Raw genomic sequence first — 19,690 nt, 5'->3', positions numbered from 1 at the left:
AGGCTACTTTTTCTTGCCCAGCCTGACGGCAATGACATCGCATGGCGCTCCGTGCAGGACATCGTTGGCAGTCGATCCGAGAAGCAGTGCGAGTCCATGCCGGCCGTGACTTCCAACGACGATCAGGTCGCAACCCTGTTCGGTGCTTACCCGGTGGATCTCCTGGCGCGGATGGCCAAAGGCAATCTGTAGCTGATCCTCGGGCAAACCATAGTCGCCAGCGAAGTCCTGCATCCGTTCGCGCGCCTGATCGAACTGTTGCTGTTGAAGCATCGACAGGTCCATCGGGACGTCGCCGCCATACGCCATTGCCAGGGGTTCGACTACATGCAGCAAAGTGAGCTTCGCGTCCAGTGCCTTGGCTAAGGACACAGCGTGATCGGCAACGCCACGGCACTCGTCGATCAAATCTACCGCCACCAGCAGATGAGAATAAAGCATGCAGGTTCCTCCTGGCTTTTCCGCCGATACTAACAGCGTTTCAGTACCAGTCCATACTGTTGCTCATGTTTGTTTCAGGCTGCGACATGCGGGCGCTCCAGGATGACCTGGATTATCGTGGTGCTGGTGGGCGCCATCCTTGTTTCCACCCTTCACAAGATGATGCCGCGGGGTCGGCAGCTGCACCTGCACCGCCTGCGGGATCGGGCGCGCGAGCTTGGTTATGTGATAGACGCCCAGGCGTCGAAGCATGATCCGAGGCTTCGGGGTTGCATAGGGTACCGCCGCGCGCTGCCGCGCTGTCCGCTGGACGATGAGTTTACTGCGCGGCGGGTGGATGGAGTGTGGCAGATCTCCGGCGGAGGATCCGTTCAGGGTCGGATCATGACGGTGTTGGTTTCCTTGCCGGAGGCAGTGGTGGGCCTGGACAGGCATGGCTTTACGCTCGTCATTCACTGGAACGAGCCATCGGATCTTGCCACGTTGGAGGCGCTGCATCGCGCCCTCGAACCTCTTGCACAGCCTCCGGTCTTATAAACACCAGCCGCGGCTCCTTCAGAGAAACCTCCTCAACATTGCAATCTATATAGCTGATAAATAAGGGATCGCTACGAGGGTTGTGAGTTTCTTGTGCTCGTCGCAAGCCCGATCCTGATTGACAAGCCGGGGGTTTTCCCCGAAGGTGTGCCCACCCGAATCAAACAAGCGTATGAATTTCTCGCTGATCACGCGGGGATTTATCGCATCGGGAACGTTCATGACACCGGTTGGCTGAGCAGCCCAGATGGATTTGCTTGGCCGGTTGGTGTTTCTCATGTGCTTTTATAGCGTGGAGATCAGTTGATGATTTACGAAGGTAAAGCCATCACGGTTCAAGCCCTGGAAGACGGCATCGTCGAACTCAAGTTCGACCTGCAGGGCGAGTCTGTCAACAAGTTCAACCGGGCCACTCTGGCCGAGCTGCAGTCTGCGGTTGAAGCCATCCAGAACGATACGAGCGTGCGCGGCGTAATCGTGACCAGCGGCAAGGACGTGTTCATCGTCGGCGCCGACATCACCGAGTTCGTCAACACGTTCCAGCTGCCGGAAGAAGATCTGGTGGCAGGCAACCTGGAAGCGAACAAGATTTTCAACGCTTTTGAAGACCTCAACGTTCCTACTGTCGCAGCGATCAATGGTATGGCGCTGGGCGGCGGCTTCGAAATGTGTCTGGCCTGTGACTACCGGATCATGGCGCAGAGCGCCAAGGTCGGTCTTCCGGAAGTCAAGCTGGGTATCTACCCCGGTTTCGGCGGTACCGTACGTGCCACCCGGATCATGGGCGTGGACAACGCCATCGAGTGGATCTGTGGCGGCTCCGAGCAGCGTGCTGACAAGGCGCTGAGCATGCGTGCCGTTGATGCCGTAGTCGCAGACGCCAAGCTCAAGGAAGGCGCTATCGATCTGGCCAAGCGTGCCGCAGCCGGCGAGCTGGACTTCAAGGCCAAGCGTCAGCCCAAGCTGGAAAAGGTCAAGCTCAATACCATCGAGCAGATGATGGCATTCGAAACCGCCAAGGGCTTCGTTGCAGGTCAGGCCGGCCCGAACTACCCGGCCCCGGTCGAGGCGATTAAGACCATCCAGAAGGCCGCCAACCATGGCCGCGACAAGGCGCTGGAAATCGAAGCAGCCGGTTTCGCCAAGCTGGCCAAGACATCGGTTGCAGCCAGCCTCGTCGGGCTGTTCCTGAACGATCAGGCGCTCAAGCACAAGGCCAAGAAGTACGACAAGCAGGCAGCGGACGTCAAGCTGGCTGCAGTGCTGGGCGCCGGCATCATGGGCGGCGGGATCGCCTATCAGTCCGCCGTCAAGGGCACGCCGATCCTGATGAAGGATATTCGCGAGGAAGGCATCCAGCTGGGTCTCGATGAAGCCTCCAAGCTGCTCGGCAAGCGCGTCGAGAAGGGCCGCATGAAGCCCGATCAGATGGCCAAGGCGCTCAACGCGATTCGCCCGACCATGTCGTATGGCGACTTCAAGGACGTCGACATCGTGGTCGAAGCGGTTGTCGAGAATCCCAAGGTCAAGCACGCTGTACTGGCGGAAGTGGAAGGCCACGTGAAGGACGATGCGATCATCGCATCGAACACCTCCACCATTTCCATCACCTACCTGGCCCAGGCGCTCAAGCGTCCGGAAAACTTCTGCGGGATGCATTTCTTCAACCCGGTACACATGATGCCGTTGGTCGAAGTCATTCGCGGTGAGAAGTCCAGCGAGAAAGCGGTTGCCACAACGGTGGCCTATGCCAAGAAGATGGGCAAGACGCCGATCGTCGTCAACGACTGCCCTGGCTTCCTGGTCAACCGCGTGCTGTTCCCGTACTTCGGCGGCTTCGCTCGCCTGATCGGCATGGGTGCAGACTTCCAGCGCGTTGACAAGCTGATGGAAAAATTCGGTTGGCCCATGGGTCCCGCCTATCTGATGGACGTCGTTGGCATGGACACCGGCCACCACGGTCGTGACGTGATGGCTGAAGGGTATCCTGACCGCATGGCAGACAAGACCCGTACAGCGGTCGATGTCATGTATGACGCGGGTCGCCTCGGTCAGAAGACCGGCAAGGGCTTCTACTCCTACGAGATGGACAAGAAGGGCAAGCCGAAGAAGCAGGTGGATCCTGAAGCCTACGAACTGCTCAAGCCCATCGTTCAGGAGCAGCGCGATTTCACCGACGAGGAAATCGTCGAAATCATGATGGTTCCGCTGTGTCTGGAAACCGTTCGCTGCCTGGAAGACGGCATTGTCGAAGCAGCTGCCGACGCGGACATGGGCCTCATCTACGGTATCGGATTCCCTCCTTTCCGCGGTGGCGCACTGCGTTACATCGACACCATCGGAGTGGCCGAATTTGTAGCCATTGCCGACAAGTACGCCGAATTCGGCGCCATGTATCACCCGACGGAAAAGTTGCGTGAGATGGCGAAGAACGGTCAGAAATTCTTCGGCTAACCGCCCAGCGCACAGAGCGAGAGTAATCTATGAGCCTGAATCCAAGAGACGTCGTCATTGTCGATTACGGCCGCACCCCGATGGGTCGTTCCAAGGGCGGCATGTACCGTAATTTCCGTGCTGAAACCATGTCAGCCAACCTGATCGACGGACTGCTTGCACGCAATCCGAAAATTGACCCGGCAGAAGTCGAAGATGTGATCTGGGGTTGCGTTAACCAGACCCTCGAGCAGGGCTGGAACATCGCGCGGATGGCATCGCTGATGACCCGCATCCCTCACACCAGCTCCGCGCAGACCGTCAGCCGCCTGTGCGGCTCGTCGATGAGCGCATTGCACACTGCCGCTCAGGCGATCCAGACCGGTAACGGTGACGTGTTTGTCATCGGCGGTGTGGAGCACATGGGTCACGTGGGCATGATGCATGGCGTGGATCCGAACCCGGCGCTGTCGCTGTACGCTGCGAAGGCGTCCGGCATGATGGGCCTGACCGCTGAGATGCTCGGCAAGATGCACGGCATCAGCCGCGAAGCCCAGGACGAGTTCGGTGCCCGTTCGCACCGTCTGGCCCACCAGGCAACCGTCGAGGGCAAGTTCAAGAACGAGCTGATCCCGATGGAAGGCCATGACGAAAATGGCTTCCTGAAGGTCTTCGACTTCGACGAGACCATCCGCCCGGAAACCACGGTCGAAAGCCTGTCGCAGCTGCGTCCGGCATTCAATCCCAAGGGTGGCACGGTCACTGCCGGTACTTCCTCACAGATCACTGATGGCGCCTCGTGCATGATCGTGATGTCTGCCGAGCGCGCTCAGGCCCTGGGTCTGGAAATCAAGGGTGTGATCCGTTCGATGGCGGTTGCAGGTGTCGATCCGGCGATCATGGGCTATGGCCCTGTACCGTCTACTCAGAAGGCGCTCAAGCGTGCCGGCATGACGATGGCTGATGTGGACTATGTCGAACTCAACGAAGCCTTCGCTGCACAGGCGTTGCCGGTGTTGAAGGATCTGAAGGTGCTCGACAAGATGGAAGAGAAGGTCAACCTGCATGGCGGTGCAATTGCTCTGGGTCACCCCTTCGGTTGCTCCGGCGCACGCATCTGCGGCAGCTTGCTGAACGTCATGGAAGAGCAGGGTGGCACCATTGGTATCGCGACCATGTGTATCGGTCTCGGCCAGGGTATCACCACCGTATTCGAACGCGTCTAAGCGCGTCGAGCCGAAAAAACCGGGGCCAAGTGCCCCGGTTTTTTATTGAGGAGTTTTTATGGAAGTTCGTCCAGGGCGCTATCGCCACTATAAAGGAAAGGATTATCAGGTGGTCGGCGTTGCGCGACACTCCGAGACCGAGGAGCAACTGGTGGTCTACCGTACGCTGTACGGGGAGTACGACCTTTGGGTGCGTCCGCTTTCCATGTTCACAGAGCAGGTCACCATCGACGGCGAAGCATATCCACGCTTTACCTTTGTCGGCGAAGACGTGTAGGCTCTGGCGCTCCGGGCTGCTTGTCACTTCAAGGTGCAGCGCCGGCCATTATCAGCCCTCACGGGCGACCGGATTCGATAGAGCTAGGAATACATCTACTCATGGGAAAAGCACTGGTCATTGTGGAATCGCCGGCCAAGGCCAAGACGATCAACAAGTACCTGGGTAACGATTTCGTCGTAAAGTCGAGTATCGGGCATATCCGCGACCTGCCAACAAGTGGCAGCGGCAAATCGGACACCAAACCCAAGGGTGGGCGCAAGGCCGCCTCGGCTCCGGAAATGGACAAACAGACCAAGGCGCGCATGCAGCTGGTCAAGCGGATGGGTGTCGATCCGGAAAACGGATGGAAAGCCCATTACGAAATCCTGCCGGGCAAGGAAAAGGTCATTGATGAGCTGCGGCGCCTGGCCAAGGACGCCGATACCGTCTATCTCGCCACGGATTTGGACCGCGAGGGAGAAGCCATTGCCTGGCATCTGCGCGAGTCGATCGGTGGCGACGAAAGCCGCTACAAGCGCGTGGTGTTCAACGAGATCACCAAAAAGGCTATCCAGGAAGCTTTCTCCAAGCCTGGCGAGCTCGACATCAACCGTGTCAACGCCCAGCAGGCGCGTCGGTTCCTCGACCGGGTTGTGGGCTACATGGTCTCACCACTGCTCTGGCAAAAGATCGCCCGGGGTCTGTCGGCCGGTCGCGTCCAGTCGGTGGCGGTCAAGCTGATCGTCGATCGTGAGCGCGAGATTCGTGCGTTCATTCCGGAAGAGTTCTGGGAAGTACATGCGCTGCTGAATACCCCAAAGGGCGAGACGGCGCGCTTCGAGGTGGTGAAGGAATCAGGCGAGGCTTTCCGGCCGCTGAACAAGGCGCAGGCAGATGCCGCGCTGGCCAAGCTCGAAAACGCGAGCTACACCGTCACCAAGCGGGAAGACAAGCCCACCAGTACACGCCCGAACGCGCCTTTCATTACCTCGACCTTGCAGCAGGCGGCGAGTACTCGACTGGGCTTTTCTGTCAAGAAAACCATGATGATGGCCCAGCGGTTGTACGAGGCGGGTTACATCACCTATATGCGTACCGACTCGACCAATCTGTCGGCCGATGCCGTCGACATGGCGCGCAGCTATATAAAGAAGGCGTTCGGCGACAAATACTTGCCCGAGAAGCCGAACTCCTACAGCAGCAAGGAAGGTGCTCAGGAAGCGCACGAGGCGATCCGTCCGTCCGATGTGAAGCTCAAGTCCACTGATCTCAAGGGCATGGAACGTGACGCCGAAAGGCTGTACGAGTTGATCTGGCGGCAGTTCGTTGCCTGCCAGATGCCGCCTGCCAAATACCTGTCCACCAGTATCACCGCCGAAGCCGGTGCCTTTGAATTGCGTGTGAAGGGTCGCATTCTGCAGTTCGATGGCTATACCCGTGTGCTGCCGCCACAGGGCAAGGGTGGCGAAGACGAAGTGCTGCCCGAGGTGAACGTTGCAGATGCGCTGAAGCTCAATACGCTGGAGCCCAAGCAACACTTTACCAAGCCCCCGGCACGCTATTCCGAGGCAAGTCTGGTCAAGGAGCTGGAAAAGCGCGGCATTGGCCGTCCGTCCACCTACGCGTCGATCATCTCGACCATCCAGGACCGCGGCTATGTCGAGCTCAACAACCGTCGTTTCTACGCGGAGAAGATGGGCGACATCGTCACGGACCGGCTCAGCGAAAGCTTCCCCAACCTGATGGACTACAGCTTCACGGCGCGCATGGAAGAGTCGCTTGACGACGTGGCGCAGGGCGAGGTGATCTGGAAGAAGGTGCTCGACGATTTCTACGCCGACTTCAGCAGGAAGCTCGCTAACGCCGAGGCTGCCGACGGCGAGCGCGGTATGCGCGCCAACGTACCCACGCTGACCGACATCGCCTGCCAGGTATGTGGTCGGCCGATGATGATTCGCACTGCGTCCACTGGTGTATTCCTTGGTTGCTCCGGTTATGCGCTACCGCCGAAAGAGCGCTGCAAGGAGACCATCAACCTGGTGCCAGGCAACGAGGTGGCTGCGGACGACGAAGAGGGTGAGTCTCGCGTTCTGCGCGCCAAACACCGCTGCAAGCTGTGCGGCACTGCGATGGACAGCTACCTTGTCGATGAGCATCGCAAGCTGCATGTCTGCGGCAACAACCCTGACTGCGCAGGCTTCGAAATTGAACAGGGCCAGTTCAAGATCAAGGGCTACGACGGCCCGGTGATCGAGTGCGACAAGTGCGGCAGCGAAATGCAGCTTAAGACCGGCCGCTTTGGCAAGTACTTTGGCTGCACCAACGGCGAATGCAAGAACACCCGCAAGCTGTTGAAGAACGGGGAGGCTGCGCCGCCGAAGATGGATCCGGTGAAGATGCCGGAGCTGCGTTGCGACAAGGTCGACGATGTGTACGTCCTCCGCGACGGCGCGTCCGGCCTGTTCCTTGCGGCGAGCCAGTTCCCGAAAAACCGGGAAACGCGTGCTCCGCTGGTGCGTGAACTATTGCCCCATCGCGACGAGATCGACCCGAAGTACCACTTTCTGCTGGATGCCCCGACGCAGGACCCGGACAAGAATCCGACGGTTGTGCGTTACAGTCGCAAGACTAAGGAGCAATATGTCCAGAGCGAGCTCGAAGGCAAGCCGACTGGTTGGCGTGCCTTTCACGACGGCAAGCGCTGGAACGTCGACGACGCTCGGAGCAAAAGCAAGAAGTAGGCGAGGTCTGCATGGCAAACGAAGTCTATACCCGTACCAATCAGGCGCTGTACTTCGCCAGGAAGGCAGTGGCTTCCTGGCGTGAAGTCAGCCAGTCCGGCGCGCTGGATAGCGTTACCCAGAGTGCTTATCATCGCGAACACGCATTGCTTCATCTGTATCGCGGCGTGCTGGGGGTGATTCATGAAGTCGCCGATCGCTACCGGTGGCCACTGATGGACGCACGCAGTGTCGAAGCGGTGTTGCAGGGTGACGCTGCCGTTCGCTTTCCGGGCCCTGAGCTGGCGGAGCTGAGCGAACTGGCCACGGCCCAGGACAATTGGCTGAGTCGGCTGCTCAGCGGCTGGCAGCAGCTACAGGCTCCGCCGGTACCGCAGGACAGCAAGCCTGAAGCAGACAATCTGATCCTCGCCAGCAACGCGCTGACGAATGCCAGAGAGTGGTCTTTGAGTGACGCGGAAGAGGCGCTGGCGGCCCTCGCGGAACGCGTGAACCGCTATCGGGAAGGCATGGTCGAGTGGTAGCTGCGCTCCGGTAGGCGGGGACTCTGTGGTAAACTGCTGCCTTGCTACACAGAGGAACCGATATGCCTTCACCCTTTCTCGAGATCGTTGAGCTCGCCAATGGCAAGGTCGTCCTGCGACGTTCCGATGACGACGGGGAGCCGTTGGTCGTCATCGAGTTCTCGGCAGATGCCAAGGACTTTCTGAACGGCCATCACATTGATGTGGCCAAGGCGATGATCAGCGCCGGTATGCAACTGGCCGGACAGGTCGTGGAAGACGACGACTTCGTCCCGGAAGATCGCGTACTACATTGAATGCATCCCAGGCAGCCCTTCGGGCTGCCTGGGCCTGGTCAGGCAGCGCAGCTGGAATCCAACCGAACATTGAGGCTGCTGCAGTTGCCAGCAGCTGCGGCCCGGGTCAACATTGCGGACGCACGAGCGTCGCTGGCCAGCCAGCTCACCACGGTGTGACTTTTCCCTCCACTGAGTACCTTGCAGCATAGAGACAGGGCATCCATGCCCTGACGGCTGCGAATGATCAGAATGCGTCCGGAATCGAGGCCTGCAGACCGGAGCCAATGGAGGCTCACTTCGGAAGGTGGGTCGATCAGCGTAAGCCAGCCCGTGGCCGAGGAATGACTCAGTTCACGCAGTACGGGTGCCAACCACTGCAGGCACTGACGTGGCGGACCATTCAGTGCCATCTCGCTGTAGCCGCTTTCATGTAATGCGACAGCGGTACATTCCCTGCTTACCCGACGCGCCGGCGCTGACGTTCTTTCAGCGGAGATTACCGATGGCGCCATGCGCGCCCGTGAAGCCATCCAGGCGTTCTGAAACAGGCTCAACTGATCCAGTGTCTGCGAATTACGAGCATACTGCATGTTGTGCTCCTAGCGGCGAATGACGCCGACGCTCAAACCTTCGATGATGAGTTCCTGTTCCGACAGGTCGATTTCAATGGGGGCGAAGTCCGGGTTCTCGGCAATCAGCGAAACCTTTCGGCCCTGTTTGTGAAAGCGCTTGACCGTCACTTCGTCGCCGATGCGCGCCACGATGATCTGTCCGTTTCGCGCCTCGCTGGTGCGATGTACCGCGAGCAGGTCGCCATCGAGGATGCCGATATCCTTCATGCTCATTCCCTTGACCCGAAGCAGGTAGTCCGCCTTGGGTCTGAAGAATTCCGGATTGAGCCGGCAATGGTCTTCGATGTTTTCCAGCGCAAGGATCGGCGCGCCCGCAGCGACCTGTCCGATGATCGGAAGCTGGTCGTCGTTGGCCGCTTCGGTCTCGGGCAGACGAATACCGCGCGAGGCGCCGGGTATCATCTCTATCGCACCCTTGCGCGCCAGCGCCCGAAGGTGATCTTCGGCGGCATTGGGTGACTTGAAGCCGAGTTCCTTGGCAATATCCACTCGCGTAGGCGGATAGCCGTTGCTGTCCATGTACTCCTTGATGAAGGCCAGGATCTGTTGTTGCCGCGCCGTCAGTTTCTGCATGGAAGCGTACCTGTCTGTTTATACAGTAGCTGTGATTATATACAGTTCAGACCACTCGGCAAGTGCTTGTGACGGCTTCGCTGCGTTCGTCGTCGACACTGGAGAGCAACTGCAAACGAGGGCAGGTTGACGGGAAGTCGTTTGAAACGTATGTTTCAAACATCCGTTTTGCTCAGGAAGGCTTTTTATGGCCCAGTCAGATACTGTCGAGCGCATTCTCGACGCTGCCGAACAACTGTTTGCCGAGAAAGGCTTCGCTGAAACGTCCCTGCGACTCATCACCAGCAAGGCGGGGGTGAATCTGGCTGCGGTCAACTATCACTTCGGCTCGAAGAAAGCGCTCATTCAGGCGGTCTTCGTGCGCTTCCTCAACCCCTTCGTCAACAGTCTGGAGGCAGAGCTTGACCGCCAGCAGGCGGCCGGATCGACCGAGCCCGATATCGAGGAACTGCTCGAGATGCTCGTTCGTCAGGCGCTGCAGGTCAAACCTCGCAGTGGCAATGACCTGTCGATCTTCATGCGGTTGCTGGGTCTGGCTTTCAGCCAGAGCCAGGGGCATCTTCGCAAGTATCTCGGCGAAGTGTATGGCCGGGTTTTCCAGCGTTACATGAACCTGCTGTTGAAGGCAGCGCCGGCGATTCCTCCCAGCGAGCTTTTCTGGCGCGTTCATTTCATGCTCGGCAGCGCGGCGTTCACGATGTCCAGCATGAAGGCGCTACGGGCCATCGCCGAGTCAGAATTCGGCACGCACAACGGGGTCGATGAAGTGCTGCGCCTGATGGTGCCGTTTCTGGCGGCGGGCATGCGCGCCGAAGGTGGTCTGCATACGATCGCGGCCGCTGAAACGGGCGTGGCAGAAACCGCCTGACGCACTTAACTGCGGAGGCCTGATCCGTTATCGTGTGCACTTTCACCGGAGACGTGCATGCGACTCGACTGGATCCACATTTCGATCCCCCACCAACGCCTGACGGGCTTCGCCAATGGCGAGGCAGCTTGCGTTGTGGACGTGTCCACCGCTGTCAACGGCGTCGGTGAGCACGAGGGGAGTGGCTGCACGCCTCGCGGGCTTCACCGGGTCCGTGCCCGGATTGGCGAAGGTCTGCCGGTGCGTTCGGTGTTCATCGGGCGTCGTCCCACCGGTGAGGTCTGGAGCGAGGATCTGGTACGGCTGCATCCGCGTCGCGACTGGATTCTCACACGCATCCTCTGGCTCTGTGGCGAGCAGGTCGGTTTCAACCGCGGCGGCGCCGTGGATTCCCAGCGTCGCTTCATCTATCTGCATGGAACCGGTGACGACCAACCCATGGGGCAGCCGCTATCTCACGGCTGCATCCGGCTGCGCAACGACGACATGCTCGCGCTGTTCGAGCAGACCCCTGCGGGCTGCCCGGTTTATATAGACGAGACGCCGACCGATCCGGTGGACCGTCTGATCGAATTTACCTCGGAGACACAACCTTGATTCAGGGATCCCTGATGCTTGACGTGGCTGGTACCTGGCTAACGCCGGAAGACCGCCATCTGCTTCGCCAACCGCAGGTAGGCGGTATGATTCTGTTTGCACGCAATACCGAGTCTCCTGCACAAGTGCGCGAGCTGGTGCGAGCGATTCGCTCCGAGCGGCCGGACATGCTCATTGCCATCGATCAGGAGGGTGGCCGGGTGCAGCGGTTGCGTCGCGATGTCGTCCGGTTGCCGGCCTTGGGTCGTATCTGCTCCGAGGCGCCAGACAACGCCGAGGAGGTGGCCGAAGCAGCCGCCTGGCTGATGGCGACGGAAATGCTGGCTTGTGGTATCGATATCAGCTTCGCACCCGTGCTCGATCTGGATTACGGTCGCAGCGAGGTGATCGGCAATCGCTCGCTGAGCGGGGATGCCGACGAGCTCATTCGGCTGGGCAGGGCGTATATCGCCGGCCTGCACAGGGCGGGCATGGCCGCAACCGGCAAGCATTTTCCCGGGCACGGCTGGGCCGAGGCGGATTCGCACGTAGCGCTCCCGGTGGATGATCGCTCGGAAGAAGCGATTCGCGCCAGCGATCTGAAGCCTTTCGCCGCACTTGCCAGCGTGCTTGACGGGATCATGCCGGCGCATGTGATCTACCCCGCAATCGATAGCCTCCCCGCTGGATTCTCGATTGCCTGGCTGCAACGGATTCTTCGCGAGGAGCTCGGCTTTGACGGGGTCATCTTCAGCGATGATCTCACCATGGCGGGCGCGCATGCGGTAGGCGGCATGTCCGAGCGGGTTGACGCTGCAGTGCGCTCCGGCTGTGACATGTTGCTGGTTTGCAATGATCGTGGTGCGGCCGAGCAAGCGCTCGCGCATGCCCAGCGGATCGGCATACAGCCTGGAGCGCGCCTGCCCAGGATGCTGGCCCGTCGTAGTCCTGGAATTGACTACAAGCACGATCCCCAGTGGTCGCGCGCCATGACCTTGCTCAAGCACAACGGACTGATCGAAAGCCTGGCATGAACGACTTGATCGAAGCACTACCCACCGACGCCCTGCAGCTCGTGGGGGACGCCTGGATGTACCAGGTGTTTGCCATTATCTTCGCTTCCCTTGTGCTGGCATATGTGGGGAAGCTGATACTGGACCGTGTCGAGCGGCGCGCCCTTAGCAGCCGCTCAATCTGGGACGATGCGCTGGTGCTGGCGGCAAGACGCCCGCTCTGGGTGTTGATCTGGACGATGGGTCTGCTATGGGCGGGGCAGATTACCGCCGCGCAGATGGACGAGGATGTCGCTGGCGTTCTGGATTCGATGCAGCAGATCCTGTTGATCGTGCTGCTCGCCTGGTTCCTTCTTCGTCTTATGCTGCAGGTCGAAGAACGCCTGGTAGATCCGAACTATCGTACCAAGCCGCTCGATGAAACGACGGTCAGCGCGATAGGCAAGTTGCTGCGAATCTCGGTCATCCTTACGGCGGGTCTGGTGGTACTGCAGGCATTGGGCTACAGCGTATCGGGCGTGCTGGCGTTCGGCGGTATTGGGGGCATTGCGGTCGGCTTCGCGGCAAAGGATCTGTTGGCGAATTTCTTCGGCGGGTTGATGATCTACCTCGATCGTCCCTTTGCCGTAGGCGAGTGGGTGCGCTCACCCGACAAGGACATAGAAGGGACAGTCGAGCACATCGGCTGGCGATTGACCCGCATACGTACGTTCGACAAGCGGCCGCTCTACGTGCCGAACTCCATCTTCAACAACATCGTCGTGCAGAACCCCTCGCGGATGACGCACAGGCGCATCTATGAGCACATTGGCATCCGCTATGACGACATACAGCGCATGCAACCGATACTCGAAGCCGTGCGAGCGATGGTCGCCGAACATGCCGATATCGCACAGGACCAGACGCAGATGGTCTATTTCGACCGCTGCGCGCCGTCATCCGTGGATTTCTTCGTCTACTGCTTCACCGTGACCACCGTCTGGGCGGAGTACCACCGGATCAAGGAGGACGTATTGCTGAAGATCCTGGCGATCGTTGACGAGCAGGGTGCCGAGATAGCGTTCCCGACCTCGACGCTGCATGTACCGGACCCGGTACGCGTCGATAGCGCGAGGGACGGGTTTGGCGGGAGCCCCGCCCAGCGGGGGGAGCTGGCATGAACAGACGCGTAGCGATCATTGGCGGTACGGGCCTGAGCCGGCTGGACGACCTCCGCTTGACCGATGAAGTGTGCCTGAACAACCCGTTCGGCGAGCCCTCCTCGACAGTGCGCAAGGGGCTACTCTCCGGACGAGAGGTGCTGTTTCTGGCCCGGCACGGCGATCCGCACCGAATTCCGCCCCACAAGGTGAATTATCGGGCGAATCTGTGGGCATTGAAGGAGGCCGGCGCTGACGTCGTTCTATCGGTCAATGCGGTAGGCGGCATTCATCCGGCTATGGGTACCGGTCATTTGTGCGTGCCGGACCAGATCGTGGATTACACCTGGGGGCGTGATTCGACCTTCTTCGAAACCGATCTCGATTTCGTTACGCATATCGACTTCGGGCAGCCCTATGACGAATCGCTTCGCCAGACGCTGGTCGGCGTACTCGAACGATTGTCCATAGACCATAGCGCCCACGGCACCTATGGCGTCACGCAGGGGCCGCGTCTCGAAACAACGGCCGAGATCAGACGCATGGAGGCAGACGGCTGCGACATCGTCGGCATGACTGCGATGCCCGAAGCAGCGCTCGCCCGGGAGCTGGGTTTGCCCTACGTCTGTCTGGCGCTGGTAGTCAATCCGGCTGCAGGGAAAGCCGAAGGCGCGATCACCATGGCAGACATCGAAGCCGTGCTGAGCAGCGGAATGGAACAGATCCGGTCGGTGCTCAGAACGTTCGTTGCCGAAGTCTAGTCCGCACGCCACACACGTATCAGGACGCCCAGGCTGGGATGATCAAGGTAATGCGTTTCATCGAGACGCAACCTGCGGGTCTGGCGCAGCTTCTCGGTGACCAGCCTGCCGTCGGCTGTTCCCTGATTCAGCCAGAATGACACGTCCGCTTCCAGGCCCTGGTTCTGCTTGACTGAAACCAGCCCTTGCACGCGCGGCAAGGGGTCCACCCCGGCGTCCGGGGAGGAGGTGGCATCATCGTCGCTCACGGCAATCGGATTACCCAGTCCGAGCGGTTGCGTCCAGGCTGTGTGCAGGTGCAGGCGATAACCCTGGCGAGCCAATCGATCCATTTCATCACCCAGTTGGCGCCGAGTGACATCGATTGAGCGCACCTGGCTATTAGCCGTCTCACTCAGCACGATTGCACTGTCTGCCCAGTCCAGGTCGGCAGATTCGGCAGGCAGCAGGCGTGCCGACGGCTGACTGAAGAGCGCCACTTCGACGATGACATTCTCCGTGGACTGCGCCTGGACGACACTAGGCAGCAGGCTCAGGCAGAGCAGGGTGAAGCCGCCCAGTGAACGCAAAAAAGCGGGTCTCATCATTTTTTTCCTTGAACGTGAGTGGTCTGCGAAGCGCCCGTCTCGAGCCGGTCGATGAGTGCTTCGACGGTATTCAGTCGCAGGTCTGCGGCCCCCATGGGCGCATTGAAGCGGAACAGTGTCGCACCTTCAAGACGGTAACGGTTAGGCTGCTCCTGGATCAGCCGGACCAGCGTAAGCGGATCAACCTGGGTATCTGCGGCGAACTCCAGCCGGCCATGTTCCGGTCCGACATCGATCTTGGCGATGCCGAGCGGTTCGCAGCGCAGCTTGAGTGACGTGACGCGGAACAACGTCTTGACCGGTTGCGGCAACAGCCCGAAGCGGTCGATCATCTCGACCTGCAGATCCTTCAACGCCTCTTCATCGGCCGCGTTGGCGATGCGCTTGTAGAGTATCAATCGGGCATGGACGTCGGGCAGATAGTCATCCGGAATCAGCGCGGGCAGACGCAGATTGATGTCCGGACCGCCGCCGAGCGGTTGATCCAGCGACGGCTGCTGACCCTTGCGAATGGCTTTCACCGCCCGTTCGAGCATATCCATGTACAGCGTAAAGCCGATTGCCTGAATCTGTCCGCTCTGGCCTTCGCCGAGCAACTCGCCGGCGCCGCGAATCTCCAGATCATGCGTGGCGAGCGTGAATCCGGCACCGAGGTCCTGAGCCATGGCGATGGCCTCCAGACGTTTTTCCGCATCGCCAGTGATCTTCTTGCCCTGGGGGGTCAGCAGATAGGCGTAGGCCTGATGATGACTGCGGCCAACGCGGCCACGGAGCTGGTGCAGCTGGGCCAGGCCGAACTTGTCGGCGCGCTCGATGATGATGGTATTGGCGCTGGGCACGTCGATGCCGGTTTCGATGATGGTGGTGGTGACGAGCACGTTGAACCGGCGGTGATAGAAGTCGCGCATGACCTGCTCGAGCGCGCGCTCGGGCATCTGCCCGTGGCTGACGCCGATGCGAGCCTCGGGCACCAGCTCAGCGAGATCGGCCGCGCACTTCTCGATGGTCTCCACCTCGTTGTGCAGGTAGTAAACCTGCCCGCCGCGGAGCAGTTCGCGCAGCAGCGCTTCCTTGACCACGGGTGCCTGCTGCTGCATGACGAAGGTCTTGACCGACAACCGACGTGCCGGTGGCGTTGCGATTATCGACAGGTCGCGCATCCCGGACATGGACATGTTCAGCGTACGCGGGATCGGCGTCGCGGTCAGAGTGAGCACGTCGACCTCGCTGCGCAGCGCCTTGAGCCGCTCCTTCTGACGCACGCCGAAGCGGTGCTCCTCGTCGATGATGACCAGCCCCAGATCCTTGAACTGGATGTCATCCTGCAGCAACTTGTGCGTTCCGATCATGATGTCGACCTTGCCCTCGGCCAGCTCGGCCGCAGCGGCCTTCACCTCCTTGGCGGACTTGAATCGAGACATGACCTCCACCTTCACCGGCCAGTCGGCGAAGCGATCACGGAAGCTGTTGAAGTGCTGTTGGGCAAGCAGGGTGGTCGGCACCAGTACCGCGACCTGCTTTCCGCTATGCACGGCAAGGAAAGCTGCACGCATTGCCACTTCGGTCTTGCCGAATCCGACGTCGCCGCAGACCAGACGGTCCATCGGCTGGCTCCCGGTCATATCGTTGACCACCGCCTCGATGGCTGCCTGCTGATCTGCTGTCTCCTCGAAAGGGAAGGTGTCCGAAAAGGCCTGATAATCCCGCTCCGGATGCGCGAAGCTGAACCCTGTGCGCGCCGCGCGCCGGGCATACACGTCCAATAGTTCGGCCGCCACGTCGCGCACCTGCTCGGCCGCCTTGCGCTTGGCTTTCTGCCATTGCTCCGAGCCGAGCCGATGCAGCGGCGCGTTGTCGTCATCCGCTCCGGTGTAGCGCGCGATAAGATGCAGGTTGGACACCGGCACGTAGAGCGTGGCTTCCTCTGCATATTCGAGCTTCAGAAATTCTGCCTGCTGATCTTCCACGGTCAGGTTGACCAGGCCGCGATAGCGTCCGACGCCGTGATCGATGTGCACCACTGGCGCACCTTCGCGTAGCTCGGTGAGGTTACGAATCACCGCGTCGCCCAGATCCGTGGCCTTGCCGCGGCGACGGCGTTGCATGACTCGGCGGCCGAACAACTGGCTTTCGGCAATCAGCGCCAGGCGCGGCGTGTTCGACACCAGTCCGCGGTCGACCGGGGCAATGACAATGCCGGTCTCCTGGGTCGACTGGGTGAACTCGAGCCAGTTGTCGAAGGTGTCGGGCTTGAGACCGATGCGCGCGAGCAGATCAAGCATTGCCTCGCGCCGACCCGCCGACTCGGCGGCAAAAAGCACGCGGCCCCTGAATGACTGCAGAAACTGCTCGAGCTGTTCGAGCGGCTGCTCAAGTTTGTTGTCGACCGGTAGCTCCGGCGGTGCTTCACAGTCGAAGTTGAATCGTCCGGCACCTGGCTCCAGCTCGCCATCGTGGCAGATCACTCGGGGGTAGGGCTTGATCCGGGCGAAGCATTCCTCGACGGGAAGGAACAGCTCGGCAGGCGGCAGCAGCGGTCGCGTGGAGTCGATCCGCTGGTCTTCATAGCGGTTGCGCACGTCCTGCCAGAAGTGCTCGGCGCTGCCCTCGATGCCCGGCAGGCTGAACAGCATGGTGTTATCGGGCAGGTAATCGAACAGGCTTCCCTGTTCGTCGAAGAAGAGCGGCAGGTAGTACTCGATGCCGGGCGGGATCAGACCCTGCGTAATGTCCTGGTAGAGCGGTACCTTGCGATGGTCGATCTCGAAACGTTCGCGAAATCGCGCACGGAAGCCGGTCAGCGCCGACTTGTCGAGCGGAAACTCCCGCGCCGGCAGCAGGTGTATTCGCTCGACCTTGTCCACCGAGCGCTGGGTTTCGGGATCGAAGGTGCGCAGCGTTTCGATTTCATCATCGAACAGGTCGATGCGGTAGGGCAGTCGGCTACCCATCGGAAATAGATCCAGCAGAGCACCGCGCACAGCGTAGTCACCATGTTCGTACACTGTGTCGACGCAGCGGTAGCCGGCTGCGTCCAGATTGTTGCGCATGCGGTCGATGTCAAGCCGCTGGCCGATCTCGAGCATGAGCACAGCACCACCGAGAAACGGTCGCGGCGGAGTACGGTGGAGCAGGGTGGTCATTGCCACGACCAGGATGGCCTGGTCTATCTGCGGCAGATGATAGAGTGTCCGCAGGCGCTGGCTGATGATGTCCTGATGAGGCGAGAAACGATCGTAGGGCAGGGTTTCCCAGTCGGGGAAATTCAGCACCGGCAAGCTTGGCGCAAAGAACCTCAACTCCTGCTCGAGCTGGTCGGCCATCGCTGAATCGGGCGTCACGACCAGGCTCAGTCCGGCGTGCAGGCTGGCAGCCTCGGCTATCGCCAAGGCCCGTGCGGCCCCCTCCAGCTTGCCCCAGGCGGATTTGCCGCTGGCATTGAACTTAGGCACGGGTAGGGTCGTCTGATTGGCAGGCATGCTCTGGGGTCCATCGGAAAAGCGACTAGTGTAGCCTCCTCTGGCGGTATCTGCTCAAGCCAAGCGCTTTTTCGGGATGATTGCTTCAGATGGCATGCTGACAGCATAATATCGCCCCTTGATTCGACAAAGACCTGGAAGGAAACGCCGTGACTCAAGCCAATTTCGAACAGTGCCTGGAAGCCTGGACTGATCGTGAAGCAACTGCAGAAGCCATGATTCCCCTCATTGGCCGCCTGTACCGCGAACACAATGTGGTGACCTCGATCTATGGTCGTGGTCTGGTTAACCGGTCGGTGATCAGTCTGCTCAAGTCGCACCGTTTCGCTCGGCAGATCGATGACAACGAACTGTCAGTTCACGACACGTTCAAGGTCATCCAGCAGCTGCTGAACCTGGATCTGGGCCCGGCTTCCATCGACCTTGGCCGCCTGATCAACAAGTTCCGCGGTGAAGGCAACGACGATCTCGAAGGCTTCCTGCGCCGCGAGCTGGCAAGCGTCGTCGGCAAGAAGGGCGAGAAGCGCCAGGGTCGCGATGTCGTACTCTACGGCTTCGGTCGCATCGGTCGTCTGTTGGCACGTATTCTGGTCGAGAAGACGGGTTCCGGTGATGGCCTGCGACTGCGCGCCATCGTTGTGCGCAAGGGCGCCACGAACGATCTGGCCAAGCGCGCCAGCCTGCTGCGCCGCGACTCGGTGCACGGTTCGTTTCAGGGCACCATCACCATCGATGAAGAAACCAACACCCTGACAGCCAACGGCAACTGCATTCAGATTATCTACGCCAGTGACCCGACCAGCGTCGATTACACCCAGTGGGGCATCGAAGACGCAATCCTGGTGGACAACACCGGTGTATGGCGCGACGAAGCTGGTCTGTCCCAGCATCTGAAGTGTCCGGGCGTCGCCCAGGTAGTTCTGACTGCTCCGGGCAAGGGTGATCTGAAAAACATCGTTCACGGTATCAACCATGCAACGATCACCCCGGAAGACAAGATCATTTCGGCTGCGTCCTGTACCACCAATGCCATCGTGCCGGTTCTCAAGGCGATCAACGACAAGTACGGTATCGAGAACGGTCACGTCGAAACGGTCCATTCCTATACCAATGACCAGAACCTGATCGACAACTTCCACAAGGGCAATCGTCGCGGTCGCAGTGCTGCGCTGAACATGGTTATCACCGAGACGGGCGCCGCCAAGGCCGTTGCCAAGGCACTGCCCGAACTGGCCGGCAAACTGTCGGGCAATGCAATCCGCGTTCCTACGCCCAACGTGTCGATGGCCATCCTGAACCTGAACCTGAAGTCGTCCGCCAACCGCGACGAAGTCAACGATTATCTGCGCCACATGGCTCTGCACTCGGAGCTGCACAAGCAGATCGACTTCACCAATTCGCAGGAAGTGGTTTCCAGTGACTTTGTCGGCTCTCGCCATGCCGGCGTGGTCGATGCCGAAGCGACCATCTGTAACGACAACCGCGTGATTCTCTATGTCTGGTATGACAACGAGTTTGGTTACAGCTGCCAGGTCGTGCGCATCGTAGAAGATATGGCAAACGTCAACCCGCCGGCCTTCCCGGCCTGAGGTCAGACGATTCGAAAAGGGCGCTCAGGCGCCC

General features: G+C 60.1%; 18 protein-coding genes. 13 read left to right on the top strand and 5 right to left on the bottom strand.

Annotation, left to right across the window (positions count from 1 at the left end; all coding sequences use genetic code 11):
- Nucleotides 1-3: 3 nt before the first annotated feature.
- A complete protein-coding gene (locus KEM63_RS09190; protein WP_223650916.1) occupies nt 4-441 on the bottom strand; it encodes a universal stress protein in 438 nt (145 codons plus the stop codon).
- A 102-nt stretch (nt 442-543) separates the two neighbouring features.
- On the opposite strand from KEM63_RS09190, the gene KEM63_RS09185 reads away from it, so the two are divergent.
- The 7 genes from KEM63_RS09185 (at nt 544) to KEM63_RS09155 (ending at nt 8,457) form a co-directional block, all read left to right on the top strand.
- Nucleotides 544-978: a hypothetical protein gene (locus tag KEM63_RS09185; protein WP_223650915.1), complete on the top strand. Its 435-nt coding sequence runs from the start codon at nt 544-546 to the stop codon at nt 976-978.
- Nucleotides 979-1,284: 306 nt separating this feature from the next.
- The gene (gene fadB / locus KEM63_RS09180; RefSeq protein ID WP_223650914.1) at nt 1,285-3,432 is read left to right on the top strand and encodes a fatty acid oxidation complex subunit alpha FadB; all 2,148 of its coding nucleotides are present in this window, start codon (nt 1,285-1,287) and stop codon (nt 3,430-3,432) included.
- Between the two features lie 29 nt (nt 3,433-3,461).
- Nucleotides 3,462-4,637: an acetyl-CoA C-acyltransferase FadA gene (gene fadA, locus KEM63_RS09175; RefSeq protein WP_223650913.1), complete on the top strand. Its 1,176-nt coding sequence runs from the start codon at nt 3,462-3,464 to the stop codon at nt 4,635-4,637.
- 58 nt (nt 4,638-4,695) lie between these two features.
- Nucleotides 4,696-4,914: a DUF1653 domain-containing protein gene (locus KEM63_RS09170; RefSeq protein WP_223650911.1), complete on the top strand. Its 219-nt coding sequence runs from the start codon at nt 4,696-4,698 to the stop codon at nt 4,912-4,914.
- Between the two features lie 101 nt (nt 4,915-5,015).
- Nucleotides 5,016-7,637, top strand: a complete 2,622-nt coding sequence (topA, locus tag KEM63_RS09165) for a type I DNA topoisomerase (protein WP_223650909.1) — start codon at nt 5,016-5,018, stop codon at nt 7,635-7,637.
- A gap of 11 nt (nt 7,638-7,648) precedes the next feature.
- Nucleotides 7,649-8,161 carry a DUF6586 family protein gene (locus KEM63_RS09160; protein WP_223650908.1) on the top strand — a complete coding sequence of 171 codons (513 nt, stop codon included), beginning with the start codon at nt 7,649-7,651 and terminating at the stop codon, nt 8,159-8,161.
- Between the two features lie 62 nt (nt 8,162-8,223).
- Complete coding sequence (locus tag KEM63_RS09155) at nt 8,224-8,457, top strand: hypothetical protein (protein ID WP_223650907.1); 234 nt, start codon at nt 8,224-8,226, stop codon at nt 8,455-8,457.
- A gap of 38 nt (nt 8,458-8,495) precedes the next feature.
- Here KEM63_RS09155 and KEM63_RS09150 read toward each other — a convergent pair whose 3' ends face one another.
- Both KEM63_RS09150 and lexA read right to left on the bottom strand, forming a co-directional pair.
- Entirely contained in the window at nt 8,496-9,029 is a 534-nt protein-coding gene (locus tag KEM63_RS09150) for a SulA-like leucine-rich domain-containing protein (protein WP_223650906.1), read from the bottom strand.
- Between the two features lie 9 nt (nt 9,030-9,038).
- Nucleotides 9,039-9,644: a transcriptional repressor LexA gene (gene lexA / locus KEM63_RS09145; protein WP_223650905.1), complete on the bottom strand. Its 606-nt coding sequence runs from the start codon at nt 9,642-9,644 to the stop codon at nt 9,039-9,041.
- 187 nt (nt 9,645-9,831) lie between these two features.
- On the opposite strand from lexA, the gene KEM63_RS09140 reads away from it, so the two are divergent.
- Genes KEM63_RS09140 through KEM63_RS09120 form a run of 5 tightly spaced genes read left to right on the top strand, consistent with a single transcriptional unit; the run spans nt 9,832 to nt 14,001 of the window.
- A complete protein-coding gene (locus KEM63_RS09140; protein ID WP_223650904.1) occupies nt 9,832-10,512 on the top strand; it encodes a TetR/AcrR family transcriptional regulator in 681 nt (226 codons plus the stop codon).
- Between the two features lie 57 nt (nt 10,513-10,569).
- Entirely contained in the window at nt 10,570-11,109 is a 540-nt protein-coding gene (locus KEM63_RS09135) for a L,D-transpeptidase (protein WP_223650902.1), read from the top strand.
- Nucleotides 11,110-11,123: 14 nt separating this feature from the next.
- Nucleotides 11,124-12,122, top strand: a complete 999-nt coding sequence (gene nagZ / locus KEM63_RS09130; protein ID WP_223650900.1) for a beta-N-acetylhexosaminidase — start codon at nt 11,124-11,126, stop codon at nt 12,120-12,122.
- On the top strand, nt 12,119-13,261 hold the full coding sequence (locus KEM63_RS09125; RefSeq protein WP_223650898.1) for a mechanosensitive ion channel family protein: 1,143 nt from the start codon (nt 12,119-12,121) through the stop codon (nt 13,259-13,261). The genes nagZ and KEM63_RS09125 overlap by 4 nt, the downstream gene beginning before the upstream one ends.
- Nucleotides 13,258-14,001, top strand: coding sequence for an S-methyl-5'-thioinosine phosphorylase (locus KEM63_RS09120; protein ID WP_223650893.1), 744 nt, complete (start codon nt 13,258-13,260; stop codon nt 13,999-14,001). Before KEM63_RS09125 ends, KEM63_RS09120 begins: the two co-directional genes overlap by 4 nt.
- Here KEM63_RS09120 and KEM63_RS09115 read toward each other — a convergent pair.
- Entirely contained in the window at nt 13,998-14,585 is a 588-nt protein-coding gene (locus KEM63_RS09115; protein ID WP_223650891.1) for a CsiV family protein, read from the bottom strand. The two genes, KEM63_RS09120 and KEM63_RS09115, sit on opposite strands and share 4 nt — an antisense overlap.
- On the bottom strand, nt 14,585-18,067 hold the full coding sequence (gene mfd / locus KEM63_RS09110) for a transcription-repair coupling factor (protein WP_223650889.1): 3,483 nt from the start codon (nt 18,065-18,067) through the stop codon (nt 14,585-14,587). Before mfd ends, KEM63_RS09115 begins: the two co-directional genes overlap by 1 nt.
- Nucleotides 18,068-18,216: 149 nt before the next feature.
- On the opposite strand from mfd, the gene KEM63_RS09105 reads away from it, so the two are divergent.
- Entirely contained in the window at nt 18,217-19,656 is a 1,440-nt protein-coding gene (locus KEM63_RS09105; RefSeq protein WP_223650887.1) for a glyceraldehyde-3-phosphate dehydrogenase, read from the top strand.
- The last annotated feature ends 34 nt before the right edge of the window (nt 19,657-19,690 follow it).

Origin of the sequence: Halopseudomonas nanhaiensis (assembly GCF_020025155.1) — a bacterium.
In the GTDB taxonomy this organism is placed as follows: domain Bacteria; phylum Pseudomonadota; class Gammaproteobacteria; order Pseudomonadales; family Pseudomonadaceae; genus Halopseudomonas; species Halopseudomonas nanhaiensis.
This window is presented reverse-complemented; position numbering and strand designations above follow the sequence as displayed.